Genomic DNA, 19,232 nt, shown 5'->3' on the forward strand with positions numbered 1-19,232 from the left:
TTGGTGACGTTGGCCGATGGTACGTGGGAGTTGGCTTTCCAGGGTCAGGACACCAACAACAGTCTCTGGCTGGCGCATGGGCACGGTGTGACCATCGACGCGGTGAACGACCCGGACGTGCTGGGCGTCGCGTAGCGATCCCGGGGGGCGACGCAGGGGTCCGACCCCTCCTGACCTGACCTCGACTTTTTGGAACGGCCCGCCGGCATGCCGGCGGGCCGTTCCGCGTTCCCGGGCGGGTTCCGCGTTCCCGGGCGGGTTGTGCGGGTTCACGGGCCGCGACATCCAGGCCGTCTGCTCCCGTTCGTGCCGGCTGTCGGGCGCGCAGCGGCTCGGACCGGCAGAGTCGGCGCCCATCGCGGGGAAGGGGGGCGGTGACCGGTTGTCGGAGTGAGCCGCTAACTTTCTCGGCAGCTAGAGAACAGCAGCTGGGAGGCCCTGTCATGGCGTGGCTGGCAGCGGGCGACTACGAAGTCGCCCTGGAACCGGACGGGAAGGTCGCGTGCCGCAACGCGGCCGGCCGCCGGCTGAAGACGGTGCCGTCGAAGATCAAGGACGACCCGGCGGTCGCCGGGCTGCGCCGGCTCGCCGAGTGGCTGGACGCGCACCAGCGGCAGTGCCTGGCGGACGTGGAGCGGTGGATGGTCCGCTCACTGCCGGTACCCGCCGCGGTGATCACGGCGGTCTGGGCCGACGAGGCGTGGCAGGCGGTGCTCCGCGACCTGGTGGTGACGGGCGGCGACGGCTCGGTGGCCGGTTTCCTGCGCGGGGCCGACCCGGAGCGCGGCCTCGGCGTGGTCGACCTGGACGGCGACACCGTGCGCCTGGCCGACCCCGAGATCCGGATCGCCCACCCGGCGCTGCTGGACGAGCTGGACGACCTGCGCGAGTTCGCCGTGGAGCTCGGCGTCTCGCAGCAGCTCCAGCAGCTGCACCGCGAGGTCTGGCACCGCCCGGCCGCCCTCGACCCGAAGGCCACCCAGGTCGACACCTACGCGGGCGGCCGTTACAAGGAGCTGCGCGAGCTGCTCGGCCGCTGCGCCCGGCTCGGCTACCGCGTCCGGGGCGGCCACGCCGTCACCTCGCTGGTCGAGGACGGCCGTCCGCTGGAGGCCCGCCTCTGGGTGGGCGACTACTACGAGTACGACGAGTGCGAGACCGGCCCGCTCGGCTGGGCCACGCCGGACGGCCGACTGCTGCCGCTCGCCGAGGTCGGCCCGGTGGCCTGGTCCGAGGGCATGCGCATGGCCGCCGCGCTGCACGCCGGCCGCACCATCGAAGGGGAGGAGTCGGCATGACGACCGACCAGTTGACCGCCGACCCGTCCACCGACGGGCAGTCCGCCGAGCAGCGCGCCGAGCGCCTGCTCGACGCCGGAGCCGTCCTGCCCGTCGGCACGCTGCCGCACGCCGGCGGCCCCGACAGCACGGTGGACGTGCTCACCGCCCGGTCGTACCGGCACCCGGCGCTGGACGGGCGCACCGTCGTCCGCCTGGTGCCGGGCGCGCTCGGCCCGGCCGAGGACCTCGCGCTGGAGTACCTGGGCCTGGAGCCGCTCGCCCTGGCCGGTACAGAGAGCGGAGAGGGCGCTGCGGGCGCCGCAGCGGCCGAGGTCGGCCAGGTCCGCCAGGAGGCGCTGGGCTTCCCCGCCTGGGCGCTGGTGCACGACCCGGCCAACGGGCACCACGCGTTGGCCGTGGTCAAGGAGATGGAGCGGCTCGTCCGGCAGGCGAAGTCCAAGCCGGGGAACGCCAAGGACGGCTTCGACGCGCTGGCCGTCCGGCTGGGCCGCGCGGTGCCGCACTTCCTCCCCACCTACTGCGAGCAGGTCGGGCGGATCTTCCTCGCCCACGGCAACCAGACGTACGCCGCCACCTTCTTCGGCAAGGCCCGCGAGGCCGAGCGCACCTTCGGTCTGGAGATCGACGAGGAGCGGCTGCGCGCCGTCTTCCTGGAGTTCGCGCTGGCCGGCGCCCTGACCGTCAAGGCACTGCGGCAGTACGTCAAGGACCTCGGCGCCCGGCTCGACGCGCGGACGGCCTGGCAGCGGTTCCGCCAGCTCTGCGCCGAGCGCTCCGCCGCCGGGATGGCCCCCTACGCGGGGATCGCCGAGGACGCCCGGGCGCTGATCAGGGCCGCCGGGCTCGACCAGCGCGAGCAGGAACGGGAGCTGCTCGCCGAGCTGCTGCCCTCGCCCGCCGTCGGCCGGACCCCGGCCGCCGTCTGGGCGTCCTGGCGGGCCCCGCTGATCGAGCTGGCCCGCGCGGACGCGGCCGTCCGGGCCCGGCTGCTGGAGATCCTGCCCGCGCCGTCCGGTGGCGCCGAGTACACCGCCAACGACCAGGCCTGGCTGGAGATCCTCCGGGAGAGCGGCGCCGAACTGCTCCTGACCGACCCGGGCCTGCGCGCGGACGAGCCCGCCACCCGCTGGCTCCAGCGCTGGTCGGCCCACCTCAACCGGGGCCGGCACGGCCGCCCCAGCTGCGACGCGACACTGCGGCTGGCGGCCCGGATGGCGGAGCGGCTGCGCGCCGAGGCGGTGCCGGTCGAGCTGCCGCAGAACCACCCCACCGCGGTCAACCTGCTCGACCTGCTGCTCGCCGAGCGGGTGCCGGTGGCCGACCCGGCGCCGGCCATGTCGTTCCAGCTGGCCGGCTGGCTGGCCAACGGCGGCCCCGGCCGCCGCGACCTGACGGCCGTCGCCGCCGACCCGCGCTTCCGCGGCCTCCTGCGCGACGCCGTCCCGCCGGTCTTCGGCTCCGCCGACGCGGACACCCTCGGCGGCAGGCTCGCCGGGTACCCGGTGCTCCAGGAGCTGCTGGCCGAGTGGGCCGACCACCGCGCGGACGAGCTGCTGGCCGCACGCGGCCTGGCCGGCGCGTACAACCTGCTGGTCACGCTCGGCCCGGTCCGCCAGGCCCTCGCCCTCGCCAACCCGCAGGCCGCCGCCCGGATCGCCGGGCTGGACGTCGCCGCGCTGCTCGGCCGTACGCTGCGCGGCGGCATCCTGGACGAACTCGGCTGGCCCGCCCTGGAGGAGGGGCTGCGCCGGCTCGGCTACGAGGACACCACGCCCGGCGCGACCGCCGGGCAGGCCGACCGGAGCGGCCTGCAGATCGAGGACGCCTGGCCCGCACTGATCCTGGTACGTCAGCAGAAGGCCGTGGTGGTCGGCCCGGACGCCGTGCTGCTCGAACACGACCTGCGCACACCCGCCGGCCTCAACCAGTGGAACCGCCCCCGGCTGCGCTACGCCGACGGCGAGCTGCTGGTCGCCTGGTACGAGGACGGCGGGCAGCGCGCGTACTGGTCGGCGCGGCCCACCGAGGTCTTCACCCTCACCGGCGAGCGGCTGGCCGGCGGCTACTACGGCATGCACAACACCGCCGCGACCTCGCTGCCGCTGCCCGGCGGCGGCCGGGCCACCGGCGGCCGGGTGCTGCACGCGGGCGACACCGCGATGCCGGCCGAGCGCCCGGTGCTCGGCGACGGCACCGGGTACTGGACGCTGCGCCACGCCGGCGGCCGGGCCGCTCTGGTCGAGTACGACCCGGCGACCGGCGAGCACGGGCGCGGCTCGGTCCCGCCGCTGTTCGCCGCAGCCGCCCAGCCGGCCGCCCAGCCCGGTGGTCAGCCGGCCGGCACGCTGCACCCGGAGCTGTCCCGGCTGCTGCCGCTCCAGCCCGGCCTGGAGCACACCCCGCTCGGCACCGACGGCACCGTGCTCGGCGGCTCGGTGCGCTGCGACGCCGGGCGGGTCGCCTTCCACGGCACCGACGGCCACAGCCTCGGCCTGCCGACGGCGGGCCGGGGACACCGCCGGTACCCGGCGGGCCGGCTCGGGCTGCCCGCCGGTGCCGCGCTGATGCTGGTCGCGGAGAACGGCAGCCTGGGGCTCGGACCGGTGGACGGCACCGGCGGGCGCACCGAGGTGCTCGCCGACTTCACCGTCGGCCGGCCCGGCCAACTGCACGCCGCCGGGACGGCCCTGGTGCCGCCGCTCGACCACTGGCACGCGCTGCGCCCCCGCGACGAGCAGGGCTCCCGGGCCCTGCGCGCCCTCACGGACCGGCAGGCGGCCGAACTGATCGACGCCGGCTGGCCGGTGGACGCCGAGGACCAGGCCCCGCCGCGCCGCGCCGAACTGCTGCTGATCCAGGGCACCCCGCGGCCGGTCGCGGGCAGCCGGGCGAGCCGGCTCCTCCCGGCCGAGCCGGTGGCCCGGCTGCTGCCGGAGCTGACCGACCCGCTGCTGGTCCTCGGCGTGGCCGGCCTCACCCGGCTGGCCACCGAGACCGCCGTCCGCGCCGCCCGCTACGCGCCGCTGCCGGCCGAGGCCGACGCCACGTCCGGCCGGGCCACCGCACCGGCGGCCTACCAGCCCGAGCACGGGCAGGACGGGCAGCTGCGCGCGGCGGTCGTAGGCGCTCTCGGCAGCATCGACGGCTTCGGCAACAGCTGGACCGGCTCCGGCGGCCGGTGGCACGAACTCGGCAACCTGCGGGCCGTCACCGACCTGCTGGCCGCCGGGCCGAAGCCCGGTCCGGCGGAGTGGACGGCCGACCCCGAGCCCCTCGACCTGCACGGCGGGCGCGGCTACCACGGCTGGGTCCACCTGCTCGGCCGGACGGCGCAGCTCGCCGTGGCCGCCGCCTCACCCGTCACCGGCGAGCCGGCCCGGGCCGCGCTGGCCCTGCTGCTGACCGAGCTGACCCGGGGTTGGCTCGACGGCCGGGGCGGCACGCTCCGCCGGGTGACGCTCACCGAGAAGTCCGAGGGCCACGCCGCTTTCGCCGAGCGCCCCGACCGGGCGGGCCGGGTGCTGCGCCACGGCGACCGCACCGTGGTCGTACTGGCCCATGAGCGCCACTACCGGGGGCAGGAGCTGCACTGGCTCGCGCTGGACCACGACCCCTCGGGGGAGTTCGGCCGGATAGCCGAGTTCGGCGTGTGGGACGAGCGGCGGGTCCGCGACGAGCTGCCGGCCCGCTGGACCGCCGAGTTCACCACCCTGCTCCAGCAGCACGGCCCGCCGCAGTGGCGGCCCGAGCAGGCCGAGGAGTTCGCCGAGGCCACCGGGATCGGCCGGGCCAGGGCGGCCCTGCTGCTCGCCACCCCGCCCGACCTGTTCGGTTGGTCGAGCGACTTCCTGACGTCCGAGCAGCTCGCTCTCCTCGGGCTGAAGTCCACCCAGGCCAAGGCGGCCCAGCAGTGGCTGCGGGTCCACCGGTCCGACCGGGACGCCGTGCTGCCCGCACTGCTGCCCGCCGACCCGGCCGATCTGTGGCGCACCGGCCGGGCGGTCGGCGCGGCCGCCGAACGCTGGCTGGAGCGGCGCGGCCGGCTGGTGACCCTCGCCGACGAGGCCCAGGCCACCGTCAAGGGCGCGGGCGTCGACGCGATCGAGGCGGTCCTCAACCCCGCGAGCACGCCGTGGCTGTCCCGCGTCACCACCCAGCGGGTCCGCGCCACGGAGCACGGTGAGGAGCTGACCCCCGAGGACCAGGCCGCACTCCCGGTCGCCCGGCAACTGGCCGGCGCCGTCCGGGCGCTGCGCTGGCTGGCCTACCACCTGCCGTACGGGGACGCCCTGCGTCCGCTGCTGCCGACGGCACTGGCCGCCCTCCGGCACCGGATCGCCGATCCGGGGCTGCTGCTGGTGCTCGACCTGGGATCCACCGTCAAGGAGAAGACCCTGGCCGCCGCACTGCGGGACCACTACGGGCTGCCCGAGCAGGGCGGCGCCGACGGCGACGGCCTGGTGGCCTGCGGCTCCGCCCTGGTGCTCGCCCCCGGCCGGCACGCCGAGACCGCCTACCTGCGGCCCGCCGCGCTCACCGGCGCGCACGACCCGGTGCTCGACCTGCTGGACGGCCTGGCCGGCGGCTACTACACCCGCGAGGACCTCGCCGTGCTGCGCGAGCTGCACGGCGAGGAGCTGACCCGCCTGCTCGACCACGGATCGTCCGCCGGCCCGTCGACGGCCGAGGCGGCCGGCTGGGCGCAGGACCCGCAGCGCAGCGCACCCGCCCTGGTCACCGAGGTGGCCGAGGCGCACGGGCTCGGCGAGGACGCCGCCGCCCTCTACCTCCAGCTGCTCGCCCTCCCCGACCCGACGGACCGCAACACCGCCCGCTGGACGGGCTGGAAGCCGGCCCGGCTGAAGCTCGCCCGTGCCGAACTGGCTGCCACCGGCCTGGTGCTGGCGGCCCAGCGGGCCCGCGCCGGGCGCTCCCTCTTCCTGCCCGGCGGCTGGCAGGAGGCCAAGTCGCCCGGCCTGCCGGCCGAGCTCTGGAAGGCCGGACTGTACCCGCTGCCCGCCGACCAGGTGATCCTGCCGCAGCTGCCCGCCCCCGAGCTGTTCGCCCGCGCCTGGCAGCGGATCGCCGACGGCGACCTGCCCGGCTACGAGGAGCTCCGCACCAACGACCGCAAGAGAGGCCGCCGATGACCACCGCGACCACCGACACCAGCAATGAACCGACGGACCGTCAGATCGTCCTGCCCGAGCACCGGTACGCCGCCGAACTGGAGTTCCTGGCCGGCTACGACTCCGGCCCCCGCCCGCCCGGCTGGCGGCTCACCCCGCGCGCCGTGGTGACCTTCGTGCTCGGCAGCGGCGGCGAGAAACTCAAGCACGGCCGCAGGAGTCTGGCCGTCGAGGCCAAGTTCGTCGGCGAGCGGGCCCTGGTCGAGCGCTGTGTGGTGACCCTCGCGGGCGAGCGCGGACTGCTGCTGGTCGGGGAGCCCGGCACGGCCAAGTCGATGCTCTCCGAACTGCTCGCGGCCGCCGTCTGCGGCACCAGCGCGCTGACCGTCCAGGGCACCGCCGGCACCACCGAGGACCAGCTCAAGTACGGCTGGAACTACGCCCTGCTGCTCGCCAAGGGCCCCAGCCGGGAGGCCCTGGTGCCCTCGCCGGTGCTCACCGCGATGACCACCGGCGCGGTCGCCCGGGTCGAGGAGGTCACCCGCTGCCTGCCCGAGGTGCAGGACGCGCTGGTCTCGCTGCTCTCCGACCGGCGGATCGCCGTGCCCGAGCTGGCCGGCAGCGCGGACGGCCAGCTGCACGCCGTCCCCGGCTTCACCCTGATCGCCACCGCGAACCTGCGGGACAAGGGCGTCTCGGAGATGTCCGCCGCGCTCAAGCGGCGCTTCAACTTCGAGACCGTCGGCCCGATCGGCGACCTCGCGGCCGAGGTCGAGCTGGTCCGGCGGCAGTCCACCGTCGCGGTCGCCCGCGCCGGAGCGCCGTTCGCGGTCGACGACACCGTGCTGGAGGCGCTGGTGACGGCCTTCCGCGACCTGCGCACCGGGCGGTCCGTCGAAGGCTGGGACGTCGAGCGCCCGTCCACCGTGATGAGCACCGCCGAGGCCGTCTCGGTGGCCACCGCGCTCGGCGTCACGGCCGCCTACCTGGACGGCGACGGCGACATCCTGGGCCGCCTGCCCGGCCAGCTGGTCGGCGTGGTCCGCAAGGACGACCCCGCCGACGCCGCCCGGCTGCTCGGCTACTGGGACGGCCCGGTCCGCCGCCGCGCCGAGCAGGGCGCCACCACCTGGCGCACCCTGTGGGACCTGCGCCCGGCACTGGAGGGCTGACCGACGTGACCACCGACGCCCGCCCGCTGGTCGAGGCCGAGGCCGAGGCCCTGGCCTCCTCCGGCACCGCCACCCCCGGGCCCTACCTGATCGGCGTACGCCACCACGCGCCCTCGCTCGCGGCGGTGCTGCCCGCGCTGCTCGACGCGGCCCGGCCGGACACGCTGCTGGTCGAGCTGCCCGCGGAGTTCCAGCCCTGGCTGGCCCTGCTGGCGGACGAGCGCACCACGGCCCCGGTGGCACTGGCCGCCGCCACCGGGGAGGAGGGCGCGGGCCCCGCGTTCTACCCGTTCGCGGACTTCTCCCCGGAGCTGGCCGCCCTGCGCTGGGCGGCCCGGCACGGCGTGCCGGTCCTCGCCTGCGACCTGCCGCTGGCCGAGCGCGGGACGTACGCGCGGGACGGAGGGCACTCCGGCGAGCGGGCGCCCGGGCTGGCCGACGCACTCCGCCGCCGGCTCACCGGCCGCCCGGACGAGGACCTCTGGGACCGCCTGGTCGAGGCCCCCGCCCCCGGCTGCACACCCGAGCAGGTGCGCCGCGCCGCGCTGCTGGTCGGTTGGGCCCTGCGGCGGGACGCCGGCGCCGAGGCCGACCCGTACGACCTGCGCCGGGAGGCCTGGATGCGGGCCCGGATCCGGGACGCCTCGGCGGGCGGCCGCCGGGTCGCCGCCGTCATCGGCGCCTTCCACGCCCCGGCCCTGCTCGATGGGCCGGAACCGGAACAGCCGGACCGCCAGGACCGCCAGGACCGCCAGGACTGCCCGGACCACCCGGCCCGGCCCGTCGAGCCCACCGACCCGCCGCACCAGGTGGTCTCGCTGATCCCGTACACCTACCGCCTGCTGGACGCCCGCTCCGGCTACCCGGCCGGCATCCGTGACCCGGAGTGGCAGCACACCGTGCTGACCGCCGCCGGGGACCCGGAGCGCCTGGCCGCCGGACTCACCCGCACCGCCGTCCGGATCTGCGGGGCGCTGCGCGGCCAGGGCCACCCCTCCGGGCCCGCCGACGCCCGGGAGATCGTCCGGGTGGCCGGCGATCTGGCCCGGCTGCGCGGGCTGCCCGCGCCGGGCCGGGGCGAGCTCGTCGAGGCCGTCCAGAGCGTGCTCGCCCAGGGCGAGCCGCTCGGTCGCGGCCGGGCCGTGGCGCACGCCCTCGAACGGGTACTGGTCGGCACCCGCACGGGCAGCCCCACCCCGGCCGCCCCGCGCAGCGGCCTCGGCCCGGCCGTCGAGGCCCGGCTCGCCGAACTCGGCCTGCCGGGCCCGGCGGACGCGGCCGAACCGTCCCCGCGCGAGCTGCGGCTCGACCCGCTCCGCTCCGCACTGGACGCCCGCCGCGAGCTGCTGCTGCGCCGGCTGGCGGTCTGCGGCGTCCCGTACGGCGAGCAGCTCGGCAGCACCGGCGCGGGCGGCACCGACCCGCTCGGCTCGCGCTGGCGGGTGGCGTGGACACCCGCCGTGGCAGCCATGCTCACCGTCTCCGGCGTCCGCGGTGTGACGCCGGGCCAGGCCGCGGAGGGCACCCTCCGCGAGCGGCTCGGCCGCGAACGGGAGGCCGGCGGCTCGACCGCCCGACAGGTCGTCGACGGCCTGGCCGAAGCCGCCGGGTGCGCCCTGCCGGAGCTGGCCGCCGCCCGGCTCGGCCAGCTCACCGAGGAGGTCCCGGCGGTGGCCGCCCTCCCCGAACTGCTGGACGGGCTGGCGCTGCTCGACCGGCTGACGGCCGGCCACCTGGCCGGCCCGGAGACCGTGGCCGGTCTGCTCGGGCCGGCCGCCGAGGCCGCCGAGCTGCTCACCACGGCCGCCGTCCGGGGGCTGGAGGGGCTGGCCGGCTCCGACGACCCGGCCGACGCCCGCGCCCTGGTGGAGTTCGCCCGCCGGGCCGACACCTTCGGCGGCCTGCGGCTCGGCGACCTCCTGCACCGCCTCGCCGACCAGGGATCGCCGCTGGTCAAGGGCGCGGCCGGAGCCGTCCGGGTGCTGCTCGGCCACCAGGATCCCGCCGAGTTCGGCGGCCGGGTCGCCTCCTGGGTGGACGGTGCCACCGCCCCCGACAGCCGTACGGCGCTCACCCGGAGCCTGACGGGCCTGCTCACGGCGGCCGAGGGGCTGCTCGCCGCCGCGCCGACCACCCTCGACCCGCTGCTGGAGCGGATCGACCGCCTGCCCGACGACGCCTTCCTGGACCGGCTGCCCGCACTGCGCGGCGGCTTCGACACGCTCAGCCCGGCCGCCCGCGACCGGCTGCTCGGCCTGGTCGAGGAGCGGCTCGGCGCCCGGGTCGACGTCCTTCCGGCCGCGTTCGACCCGGCCGCCCTCGCCGCCTGGGCCAGGGCAGATCTGACGGTCGGTCAACTCCTCGCCGCGAAGGGCCTGCTGCCGCCGGAACCGGAACCTGGCCCGGGCGCGAACACGGTGGAGGCCGAGCAGGCCGGCGGCTCGGCGCAGACCCCGGCGCCCACGTCGCAGGTCTTCCCCGCCGCCGACCGCTGGCGGCTGGTGCTCGGACGCTCCGGCAACGGCCCCGGCCTCACCGGGCGCGCCGCCCGGCTCGCCACCGCGCTCGACGAGCTGTACGGCACCGGCCGGGGCGAGGGCTCCGGCCCCGACCTGACCGGCGGCGGCCGCGGCGGGCGCGAAGCGCCGTACCCGGGTGCGCGGGAGTGGTCCGCCGAGCTGGCGGCCCTGTTCGGGCCCGGCATCCGCGAGGAGGTGCTCGCGGCGGCGGCCGCCACCGGCCGCACCGACGTGCTGGAGACGCTCGACCCGGCGGCCGCCCGCCCCTCCGTCGACCTGCTCCGCACCGTGCTGCAACACGCCGGGGGCCTGCCCGAGAGCCGGCTCTCCGCCCTCCGGCCGCTCGTCCGGCGGCTGGTGGACGAGCTGTCCCGGGAGCTCGCCACCGCCCTGCGCCCCGCCCTGACCGGCCTCACCCTGCCCCGGCCCAGCCGCCGTCCCGGCGGCCGTCTCGACCTGGCCCGGACGATCCGGGCCAACCTGGCCACCGCCCGGCCCGGCGCGGACGGCGCCACCGTCGTGGTGCCCGAGCGCCCGGTCTTCCGGAGCCGGGCCGCCCGCGCCAACGACTGGCGGCTGATCCTGGTGGTCGACGTGTCCGGCTCGATGGAGGCCTCCACCGTCTGGGCCGCCCTGACGGCCGCGATCCTGGCCGGGGTGCCCGCCCTGACCACCCACTTCGTGGCGTTCTCCACCGAGGTGGCCGACCTCAGCGGCCGGGTGGACGACCCGCTCGGGCTGCTGCTGGAGGTCCGGGTCGGCGGCGGCACCCACATCGCGGCGGGCCTGCGGCACGCCCGCGAGCTGGTCACCGTGCCGTCCCGCACCCTGATCGCGGTGGTCAGCGACTTCGAGGAGGGCTACCCGCTGGGCGGGCTGCTCGGCGAGACCCGGGCGCTGCTCGGCGCCGGCTGCCACCTGCTCGGCTGCGCCGCCCTGGACGACACCGGCAAGGCCCGCTACTCCAAGGCCGTCGCCGGACAACTGGTCGCGGCAGGCATGCCGGTGGCGGCGCTGAGCCCGTTGGAACTGGCCCGCTGGGTGGGGGAGAAGATCCGTTGACAGACTCCGGTACGAGCCCTGCGGCCGACTGGCCCGCCGTCCGGCCCGAGGTGGTCGCCGAGGTGGTGTCGGCGCTGTCGCCACGGCTGCGCAAACGCCTGGACGGCGCGGCCGCCAAGCTCGCCGACCGCCCCGCCGAGCGGACGGGCGACGACTGGCGCGTCCAGGTCGACGAGGAGGCCGAGCTGGTCCTGCACGCCCCGGGCGGCGTGGTCCGGACATCCGCCGACGTCCGCTGCGGCTGCCTGCTGGCGCCCGCCTGCCTGCACCGCGCGGCCGCCGTCTCCGTCGCCCGCCTCGCCGAAGCGGAAGCCGAAGCGGAAGCTGAGCCCGAGCCCGAGCCCGAAGCCGAGCCCGAAGTGGAGCCCGCTGCCCCCGCTGCCCAGCCCCCCGAGGCCTCAGGGGCCTGCGAGACCGCTCCGCTCACCCCCGCCGAGACCGAGGCGGCCGAACGCCTCCGGCGGTCCGCCGCCGAAGCCCTCGCCGCCGGGGTGAGCGGGGCCGGCGCGGTCACCCAGGCCGAACTGCTGCGCACGGCCCACCAGGCCCGGCTGCTCGGCCTGCACCGCCCGGCCGCGCTGGCCGTCGCCGTCGTCACCCGGCTGCGCGCCGCCCGCGCCGCCGCACCCGACCACCGCCTGGCCGACCTGGCCACCGCCTTCCGCGAACTGCTCGACGTCACCACCGCGCTGCTCACCACCGCCGCGCCGGGCACCGAGCTGCGCGGCACCCCGCGCCAGCCGTACCGGGAGGCCGGCGGGCTGCGCCTGTACGGCCTGTTCGCCGAACCCGTGGTCACCGCCACCCACGCCGGGGTGCTGGCCTGGGTGGTGGACGCCGACGGCGGGCTCGCCACCGTCGCCGACATCACCCAGCACACCGGCCCGGCCGAGGCCGCCGGGCTCGCCCGGGCAGCCGCCGCGCGTCCCGTCCGGCTCGGCGACGCCGCGCTCTCGCACCGCGAACTCACCCGGTCCGGCCTGGTCGTCCAGGGCGCCACCCGGACGGCCACCGGCCGACTCGGCGCGGGCAGCCGGGTCCGCGCGGTCCGCGCCGCCGGGGCCGACTGGCACCAGCCGCCGGTCGCCGGGCTGTGGGAGGAGCCGCCCGCCGCCCAGGTCGAGCGCGCGCTGACGGCCGAGCGGACGCCGTACGAGCTGCGCCCCGCCGGGTCGGACCTGCTCTTCCTGGACGTGGCCGTCCTCGGCGCCGGCCAGCTCCCCGGCTCACCCGTCCCGCACCTGCTCGCCGACTGCGCCGGGCTGACGGTGGCGCTGCTCCCGGCCCACGACGACCCCCGGCTCGGCCACGGATCCGACCTGGCCCTGCTGGCCTCGGTGCCCGGCCTGCGGCTGCGTGTCATCGGCCGCCTGGAACGCGCGGCCCACCCCGGGATCCGCCTGCTGGCGGCCGGTCCCGCGCCGGGGGAGGGGCAGCCGGCACTCCGCCTGGCGGCCGACCGCCAGGGCCGGATCAGCCTCGGCCTGGAGCACCTGCAACGCGCGGACCTCCCACCCGAGCCCGCCCACCGGCCACCCCTCACCCCCGGCCCCCGGGCGCCCAGACCACCCGTCCACCTGCTCACCCGCCGCCTGGAACAGGTCGTCACCACCGGCCGCCCGGCCCTGGCGGCCGACCTCGGCTCCGGTGCCGCCGAGGCCGGTCAGCTGCGAACGGCCGGCCTCGCCACGGCCGCCCGGCTCCTCGCCGCCCTCCGCTCCACGGCGGCCGGCCAGGAACGCGACGTCTTCGGCCGCCTCCGCACCGACGACCACCTGCCCTTCGCCCTCACCTGGCTCGCGGCAGCCACCTACCAGGAGGAACTGGCCGCCGCCCTCTGCACCACGGCCTGGCACGGCCAGGACTGACCCCGGTACCAGTGCCCTTCCGGCCGATTCGTCGGGCTCCCGGCCGCACGGGTGCCCCGCCGGGGGTACCCCCGCGGCCCACGCCTTGTTGGCGACCCATCAGGTCATCCGCATTGCGATCCCCGATACCGTCGGGGCCGACAACGAAGGGTTGAATCGAAGATGACCAGTGTGTCCCTCGGCCGGAAGGCAGCCGCACCGCCCGAGGCCGCGGAGCCGGGGCCGGGCGCGGCGAACCGGACCGGAGCCGTCATCCTGGCGTCCTGCCTGGGCTTCTTCCTGATCAACCTGGACGCGACGATCGTGAACGTGGCGCTGCCGGCCATCGGCCTTCGGTTGCACGCGAGCCTGTCCGATCTCCAGTGGGTGGTGGCCGCCTACACCCTCGCCTTCGCCGGGCTGCTGCTGTCGGGTGGCACGATCTCCGACCGCATCGGCGCCACCCGGCTGTTCGGCTACGGCCTGCTGGCCTTCGCGGTCTCCTCGGCCGCCTGCGGGTTCGCCCCCGACGTCGCACTGCTGGTCGCCGCCCGGGTCGTCCAGGGCGCGGCCGCCGCCGCCGTGCTGCCCTCCTCCCTCGCCCTGCTGCGCCAACTGCTGCCGGACCCGGCGGCGCGTACCAGAGCGCTCGCGCTCTGGGCGGCGGGCGGCGGCGCGGCCCTGTCCGCAGGCCCGATCGCCGGCGGGTTCCTGACCTCGCTGCTCGGCTGGCAGGCCATCTTCTTCGTCAACGTCCCGTTCGGCCTGCTCACCGTGGCCGGCCTCTCCCGGGCCCCCCGCTCGGTCCCGCGGCGCACCTCCTTCGACCTGGCCGGGCAGGTCTCGGCCGTCGTCGCGCTCACCGGGTTCACCTTCGCCGTGATCGAGATCGCCCCCAGGGGCGTACGGTCGCCCATGGTGCTCGTTCCGCTGCTCGTCTCGGTCGCCGCGCTGCTCTGGTTCCTGCGGGTCGAGTCGACCGTCCGTTCCCCCATGGTCGACCTGCGGGAACTGCGGTCGCGGGTGTTCGTCTCCTGCCTGGCGACCGGGTTCGCGCTGAACTTCTCCTTCTACGGCATCCTGTTCGTCTTCTCGCTCGTCTTCCAGCAGGACCGCGGCTGGTCCCCGATCAGGACCGGGCTCTCGTTCCTGCCGATGACGGCCCTCGTCCTGGTCTCGAACATCCTGGCGGGCAGGCTCACCCGGCTGGTCGGATCGCGCTACCCCATGGCGGGCGCGCAACTCCTCTCCGCCTGCGGCTTCCTGGGGATCCTGGCCACCGGCTCGCACGGACCGACCTGGCTCCTGATAGTGGCCACGCTCCCGATCGGCATCGGCGGCGGTCTCGCCTCCCCGCCGATGATGACGGCGCTGCTCGAATCGGTGCCCGCCGAACGAGCGGGCGTGGTGTCGGGCCTGCTCAGCTCATGCCGGCAGGCAGGCGGCGCGCTCGGCGTCACCCTCTTCGGCCTGCTGATCTCGACCACCGGTTTCGGCCTGTCGACCGGCCTGCGACTCTCGGCGGCGGCGGCCGGCGGGCTGTTGGTCACGGCAGCCACGGCCTCGTTCCTGTGGATCAGGGAGGCCGCCCCGGCGTCGGACGGATCGTCAGATCACTGATGTCCGGGGCTGTGCCGACGCCGAAGGCTGGGCCTGCGCCACCGAGCGGATCCGCCCCGGCACGCTCGTGACCTCGGTCACGCCTTGTTCACCCATCGCACGCCGATCCGCCGCTGCCCTCGCTCCTCGGATGCCCGAGCGGTCCGCAGAAATCGCTCACCGCCGCGACGTGGCTTCAGTGGTTCCCCGCTTGAAGACGGAGGACTACCAGTTCGGTCGCCCCGGCCTCCGGCTGGTGCTTGGCTTCAGTCAACGCCAAGCAGCGCCCCGTCTCCTGCCAGCGGCTTGAGGTCGCTCAACCAACGCGCATCGGGGTCGTAGGCCGCGAAGAAGGGCCGACCGACCAACTCCGGGTCACGGGCCTGTACGTAGTGCAGGACGAAGGCGCGCTGGCCGCCAACCTCGGTGACCCCGTCCACCTGGACCTTGCCCGGGGTGGCTGACATGATCGGCCCGCGCACCGTTCGGGCCAGGCCGGAGACCTGGGCGTAAGCATCGCGGAAGATCTCGTACGCGCGCGCCAGAGGAACCGCGAAGTAGTCCTGGGGCCCGGTGTCGCGCTCGACGAACATGTAGTAGGGGACAGCACCGAGGGCGACCAGCTTCCGCCACAGGTCGGCCCAGTCCCGCACCTTGTCGTTGACTCCTCGGATCACCGGCGCTTGGCAGCGCACGACTGCTCCGGTCGCCTGCACCCGCCGCAGCGCATGTTCCGCAGCCGCCGTACCCAACTCCTGCGGATGCGAGTAGTGGCCCATCAGCGCAAGATTTCGACCGCTGTGCACCACTCGCTCGAACAGACGCAACAAGTCGTCGGCGTCGGGGTCGGTGAGCACCCGGTGCGGCCAGTAAGACAGCGCCTTGGTGCCGATCCGCACCGATTCCAGGTGGGGGATGTCCAGCAGCGGCTCGACGTACCGTGCCAGCACCGCACTGCTCATAATCAGGGGGTCGCCGCCGGTGATGAGCACGCTGGTGACCTCGGGATGCGCGAGTACGTACTCGCGGAGCGCCGTCGCGTCACCACTCGCCATCCGCATGTCGGGCTCACCGACGAACTGCGGCCAACGGAAGCAGTAGGTGCAGTACGCGTGACAGGTCTGGCCTTGACGCGGAAAGAACAGCACCGTCTCCGGATACTTGTGTTGCATGCCGTCAACCGGGAGACCGTCCAACAGAGGGGTGTTCAACTCCCGTTGCCCGCTGGGGTGCGGGTTCAACCGCATCCGGATCTCGCGCACCGCCGCCCGCAGGGGCGCAGGCGGAGCGCCCTGCGCGAGTAGCGCTACGATGCGGTCGACATCGGCCTTCGGCAACATGTCGGACTGTGGAAAGACGAGTCGGTAGATCGGGTCGTCGGGCGCCGCGTCCCAGTTGATCAGCTCGTCGACCACGTAGGAATTGGTTCGGAACGGCAGCACCTCGGCGACAGCGCGTGCTCGCAGACGATCCTGCTCACCGAGGCCGACGCGTGACAGCAGCGTGTCGAGATGGGGCAGAGCGAGAGCGCGGAAAACCGGCCGCCGATCACTGCTCTCCGCTGTCACTCCCGACCTCCGTGGCGCCAGGCGACGGCAGGTCATCCGACGCCACGTCAATGATGCCATGGTGCAACGGCCTCAGGCGCACGAACACATCGGCGTCCGTGCCGTACTTCTCCGAGTAGGCGGTCGAGAGCCGACGAAGCAGTCCTTCCTCGGACTCCTCGATCATTTCCAGCTCGAACACCTGGTCTGCTCGTCCGTCCAACCGCACCCGCACCGGGCGGTCACGCCGCCTGGCAAGCTCCACCACCACGCGCTGGTCGCAGACGTACAGGCCACCATCCTGCCGGATGTATTCCAACCGCATCGGCTCCCCGGCCACCTGACCGTCATACTCTTCGAGCACCTGCACGTGCAGCGTCAGCAGCTCGTTGGCGGAACGGCCACTGCTCCACAGTTCGGCGAAGCGCTCGGAGACGAAGGAACCCAGCGGCGTGGTGACGCGAACCTCCAACTGCTGCCCCTCACCTGAGATCCGGTCCACGGGGTAGAAGCTCACCATCATGCGTTCGCCGGCGCGGTACAGCTGAATGGACGGCGCTGACGCGTAAACACGCACTTGCAGCTGCCCCCTTCGCTCGCGCGGCAGTTGTGCCTCCAGGTGCCTCAGGTCACGCAGGTTCCGCATGACCTCATGGCGGACATCGGCGCTGAGTTCGTGGGAGCGCTGCTGGGCCGCCAGGGTGTCCGGGTCCAGCAGCATGATGCGAACGGTGGCCCCCCGGCTGACCGCACTGCGGGCGGCCTCGGCGAAGCGTTCGGAGGCCCGCCCGGAGAACAGGTAGGAGAAGGTGTCGAGCACCTCCACGATGTCGCTGCTCTGAGCGACCTTCTCACAGAAGGAGGGATAGTCGAGGCGGAGGTGCTCACGGACCCGTTCCTCCTCCAGCCTAGTGAGGAACGGCTGGATGATCAGAAGGGTGATCATCGTGGTGAGGATTTCCGGTGCCAGGTTGACCAGCAGGTTCTGCCGGAAATCCGGCAGGCCGCGAGCGAACCAGAGGCACAGCCCCACGCACACGGCGAGCACCACACATAACAGGAGTACTCGACGGCGAACACTGCCATCCCCGAACACTCGACCCCCCCAAAAAAAACGAGTCAGCCTGCCGCCTGGGATCCACCCCCGTGGATCGGGCACGCCTGTACGAATCGAGGTACCCGCGCAGTCGTAGGGTCATGCCGCCGGGCTCAGGGCCGGCGGCATGACAGCAGCATCGGGAGCGGAGGCGGCGTCACCGCGAGTTGCCGGAACTCTCACTCTCCGGTGTGGACGCGTAGGGTCGGGGAGTATGCGTCTGGGCGAGATCGCTGACTTGCTGGACAAGATCGACCAACAGCCGGACCTAGTGGCCAAGTGGGCTGAGTTCCGCAGCGGTACGGCGCTCGATGGAACAGAATTTGTGGTTACCCAGGGCCATACCGACTGAGTATCACCATCTGTCCACCGCCGGCCTCTCGGTCAGTGGTGGACAGATTTTTTATCACTGAAAGACTGTCAGGAGTCTCCAGGTGCAGGCCAGTGCTTGGGCGGGCTTGCCGTAGGGTCCACGATTCGAAGTCGACTCTGGTGCGAGGGGTCGATCGACGTCAGCGAGATCAGCAGTTGGCTTGCTGCCTGCTCCAGCTCCCTCAGCGCGTGTGGAAGTCCGGCGCACACCGTGGCTACTGCAGTGCCCAGCCCCACGAGGCCGCCGTGCTTGTGATTGTGTCGGTACTCGACTCGGTGCAGCCCTGATGCGGCAATCGCGGCGACCTCCAGCGGGCGAGCCATCTGCTTGGTGTCATTGGTGATGACAACCTGGAAGCCGGCTGCGGCGGCTCGTGCATACAAGTCGGTGTCTTTGGTGCCGGCCCAACCGTCGATTTCAGCGACGTGATGGAGTTCGTGCTGTTTCAGGAGCAATCGAGCCATGTAAGCCAGCGGCACGGGGACGTTCTCGTCGAGCAGGATTTTCAAGAGGCAGCCTGCCGGAATCCTTCATCCGAGTAACTGTCCACGTAGGCGGTGAAGTCAGCAGCATCGCGGGCAGCTGCCGCGGTGACGCCAGGGTAGAAGTCCCTGATCGACTCCGGTGGGACGCCGTCCTGCAGCAGGGCGGCGACCTCCGCAGCAGGGATACGCGTTCCCTCGATCACGGGCTCGCCGCCACGAACCAGCGGATCCACCGACAGATGCTCGCGGGGGTGCAGGAGGTTCGGGATCTGGCGGCCATTGCGATAGAACGGCGCCAGCACGTCGACCATCTCGTGGATGACCAGGTTGCCGCGTTTCTGTACCAGGTCCACAGCGTGATCCGGCGCAGCAAGGTAGATGGTGTCGGCGCTGGCCACTAGCCGGTAGCGCGACAGGTGCTCGTGTTCGTTGAGATCGTCGCGCAAGGTGTCCAGCGCACGCCGGATCTTCTGGAGCGAGGTGTCCTGGCGCCAATGGACACACGCGCGGAGGGCCACGACGTCTCGGAAGGAGTAGAGGATCGGTCGAGAAGCCGATAGCTCCGGGACCAGCACGGCTCCGCGCACAGCTGTGGACCTGCGCCAGTGTGACAACTGGCGCAGAGTGGCGCCGGACAGCGCGGCAGCAAGCTTCGGCTCATACGACAATGCGGCACCTCCCTAGCTCATACGTCAGTCGATCGAACCGTACTTCATGGTCCCGCAGGGGTGGCCTGGCCGCCACGATTTCACCCGGTTCAGCGACTTGCTGCAGATCAGATCGCTGGTGCGGCGCCGCGTAGGGGCGGTGCCATGCGTCTGATGCACGGTGATCCTCCCCATCCACCAGTGGAACGAGGGTCAGAAGATCTGGCGGCGGGCCGAAGACCTCAGGTTCCATGACGCGTACACCTATGACCACCTGTCCTAGGGCCTGTCGTCAAACCCCCGTCTGCGGCGCGACGCCTGGCATGCTCCCCCAGCCTTCGGCCGGGGGTGCCCCCATTCGCCGCACCGGGCGAAAGCCCAAGTACGTCCAGTACGAGGACTTCCGCCCGGCACGCCGAGAGCACGCACCGTGGGGGCACCTCCCGGCCGAAGGC

General features: G+C 74.3%; 11 protein-coding genes. 7 read left to right on the forward strand and 4 right to left on the reverse strand.

Features of this window, described 5'->3' with window-relative positions; all coding sequences use genetic code 11:
- Window positions 1-443 precede the first annotated feature (443 nt).
- The 6 genes from ABD330_RS28060 (at window position 444) to ABD330_RS28085 (ending at window position 14,650) form a co-directional block, all read left to right on the forward strand.
- Window positions 444-1,298: a DUF4132 domain-containing protein gene (locus ABD330_RS28060; RefSeq protein WP_344468807.1), complete on the forward strand. Its 855-nt coding sequence runs from the start codon at window positions 444-446 to the stop codon at window positions 1,296-1,298.
- On the forward strand, window positions 1,295-6,451 hold the full coding sequence (locus tag ABD330_RS28065) for a hypothetical protein (RefSeq protein WP_344468808.1): 5,157 nt from the start codon (window positions 1,295-1,297) through the stop codon (window positions 6,449-6,451). The genes ABD330_RS28060 and ABD330_RS28065 overlap by 4 nt, the downstream gene beginning before the upstream one ends.
- Window positions 6,448-7,602: an AAA family ATPase gene (locus ABD330_RS28070; protein WP_344468809.1), complete on the forward strand. Its 1,155-nt coding sequence runs from the start codon at window positions 6,448-6,450 to the stop codon at window positions 7,600-7,602. The genes ABD330_RS28065 and ABD330_RS28070 overlap by 4 nt, the downstream gene beginning before the upstream one ends.
- Window positions 7,603-7,607: 5 nt before the next feature.
- On the forward strand, window positions 7,608-11,183 hold the full coding sequence (locus ABD330_RS28075) for a vWA domain-containing protein (RefSeq protein WP_425555663.1): 3,576 nt from the start codon (window positions 7,608-7,610) through the stop codon (window positions 11,181-11,183).
- Complete coding sequence (locus ABD330_RS28080) at window positions 11,180-13,051, forward strand: hypothetical protein (protein WP_344468810.1); 1,872 nt, start codon at window positions 11,180-11,182, stop codon at window positions 13,049-13,051. The genes ABD330_RS28075 and ABD330_RS28080 overlap by 4 nt, the downstream gene beginning before the upstream one ends.
- A 162-nt stretch (window positions 13,052-13,213) precedes the next feature.
- Window positions 13,214-14,650 (forward strand): MFS transporter, encoded by a 1,437-nt coding sequence (locus ABD330_RS28085; protein WP_344468811.1) that lies wholly within the window; start codon window positions 13,214-13,216, stop codon window positions 14,648-14,650.
- 245 nt (window positions 14,651-14,895) lie between these two features.
- Here ABD330_RS28085 and ABD330_RS28090 read toward each other — a convergent pair whose 3' ends face one another.
- Window positions 14,896-16,197 (reverse strand): KamA family radical SAM protein, encoded by a 1,302-nt coding sequence (locus tag ABD330_RS28090; protein WP_344468812.1) that lies wholly within the window; start codon window positions 16,195-16,197, stop codon window positions 14,896-14,898.
- On the reverse strand, window positions 16,178-17,227 hold the full coding sequence (locus ABD330_RS28095; RefSeq protein ID WP_344468813.1) for a hypothetical protein: 1,050 nt from the start codon (window positions 17,225-17,227) through the stop codon (window positions 16,178-16,180). The genes ABD330_RS28090 and ABD330_RS28095 overlap by 20 nt, the downstream gene beginning before the upstream one ends.
- A 259-nt stretch (window positions 17,228-17,486) precedes the next feature.
- On the opposite strand from ABD330_RS28095, the gene ABD330_RS28100 reads away from it, so the two are divergent.
- Complete coding sequence (locus ABD330_RS28100) at window positions 17,487-17,624, forward strand: hypothetical protein (RefSeq protein WP_344468814.1); 138 nt, start codon at window positions 17,487-17,489, stop codon at window positions 17,622-17,624.
- A 68-nt stretch (window positions 17,625-17,692) separates the two neighbouring features.
- Here ABD330_RS28100 and ABD330_RS28105 read toward each other — a convergent pair whose 3' ends face one another.
- Window positions 17,693-18,154, reverse strand: a complete 462-nt coding sequence (locus ABD330_RS28105) for a DUF5615 family PIN-like protein (protein ID WP_344468815.1) — start codon at window positions 18,152-18,154, stop codon at window positions 17,693-17,695.
- Window positions 18,151-18,798, reverse strand: a complete 648-nt coding sequence (locus ABD330_RS28110; protein WP_344468816.1) for a DUF433 domain-containing protein — start codon at window positions 18,796-18,798, stop codon at window positions 18,151-18,153. The genes ABD330_RS28105 and ABD330_RS28110 overlap by 4 nt, the downstream gene beginning before the upstream one ends.
- Between the last annotated feature and the right edge of the window lie 434 nt (window positions 18,799-19,232).

It is taken from the genome of Kitasatospora kazusensis (genome assembly GCF_039529945.1).
Taxonomy (GTDB): Bacteria; Actinomycetota; Actinomycetes; order Streptomycetales; family Streptomycetaceae; genus Kitasatospora; species Kitasatospora kazusensis.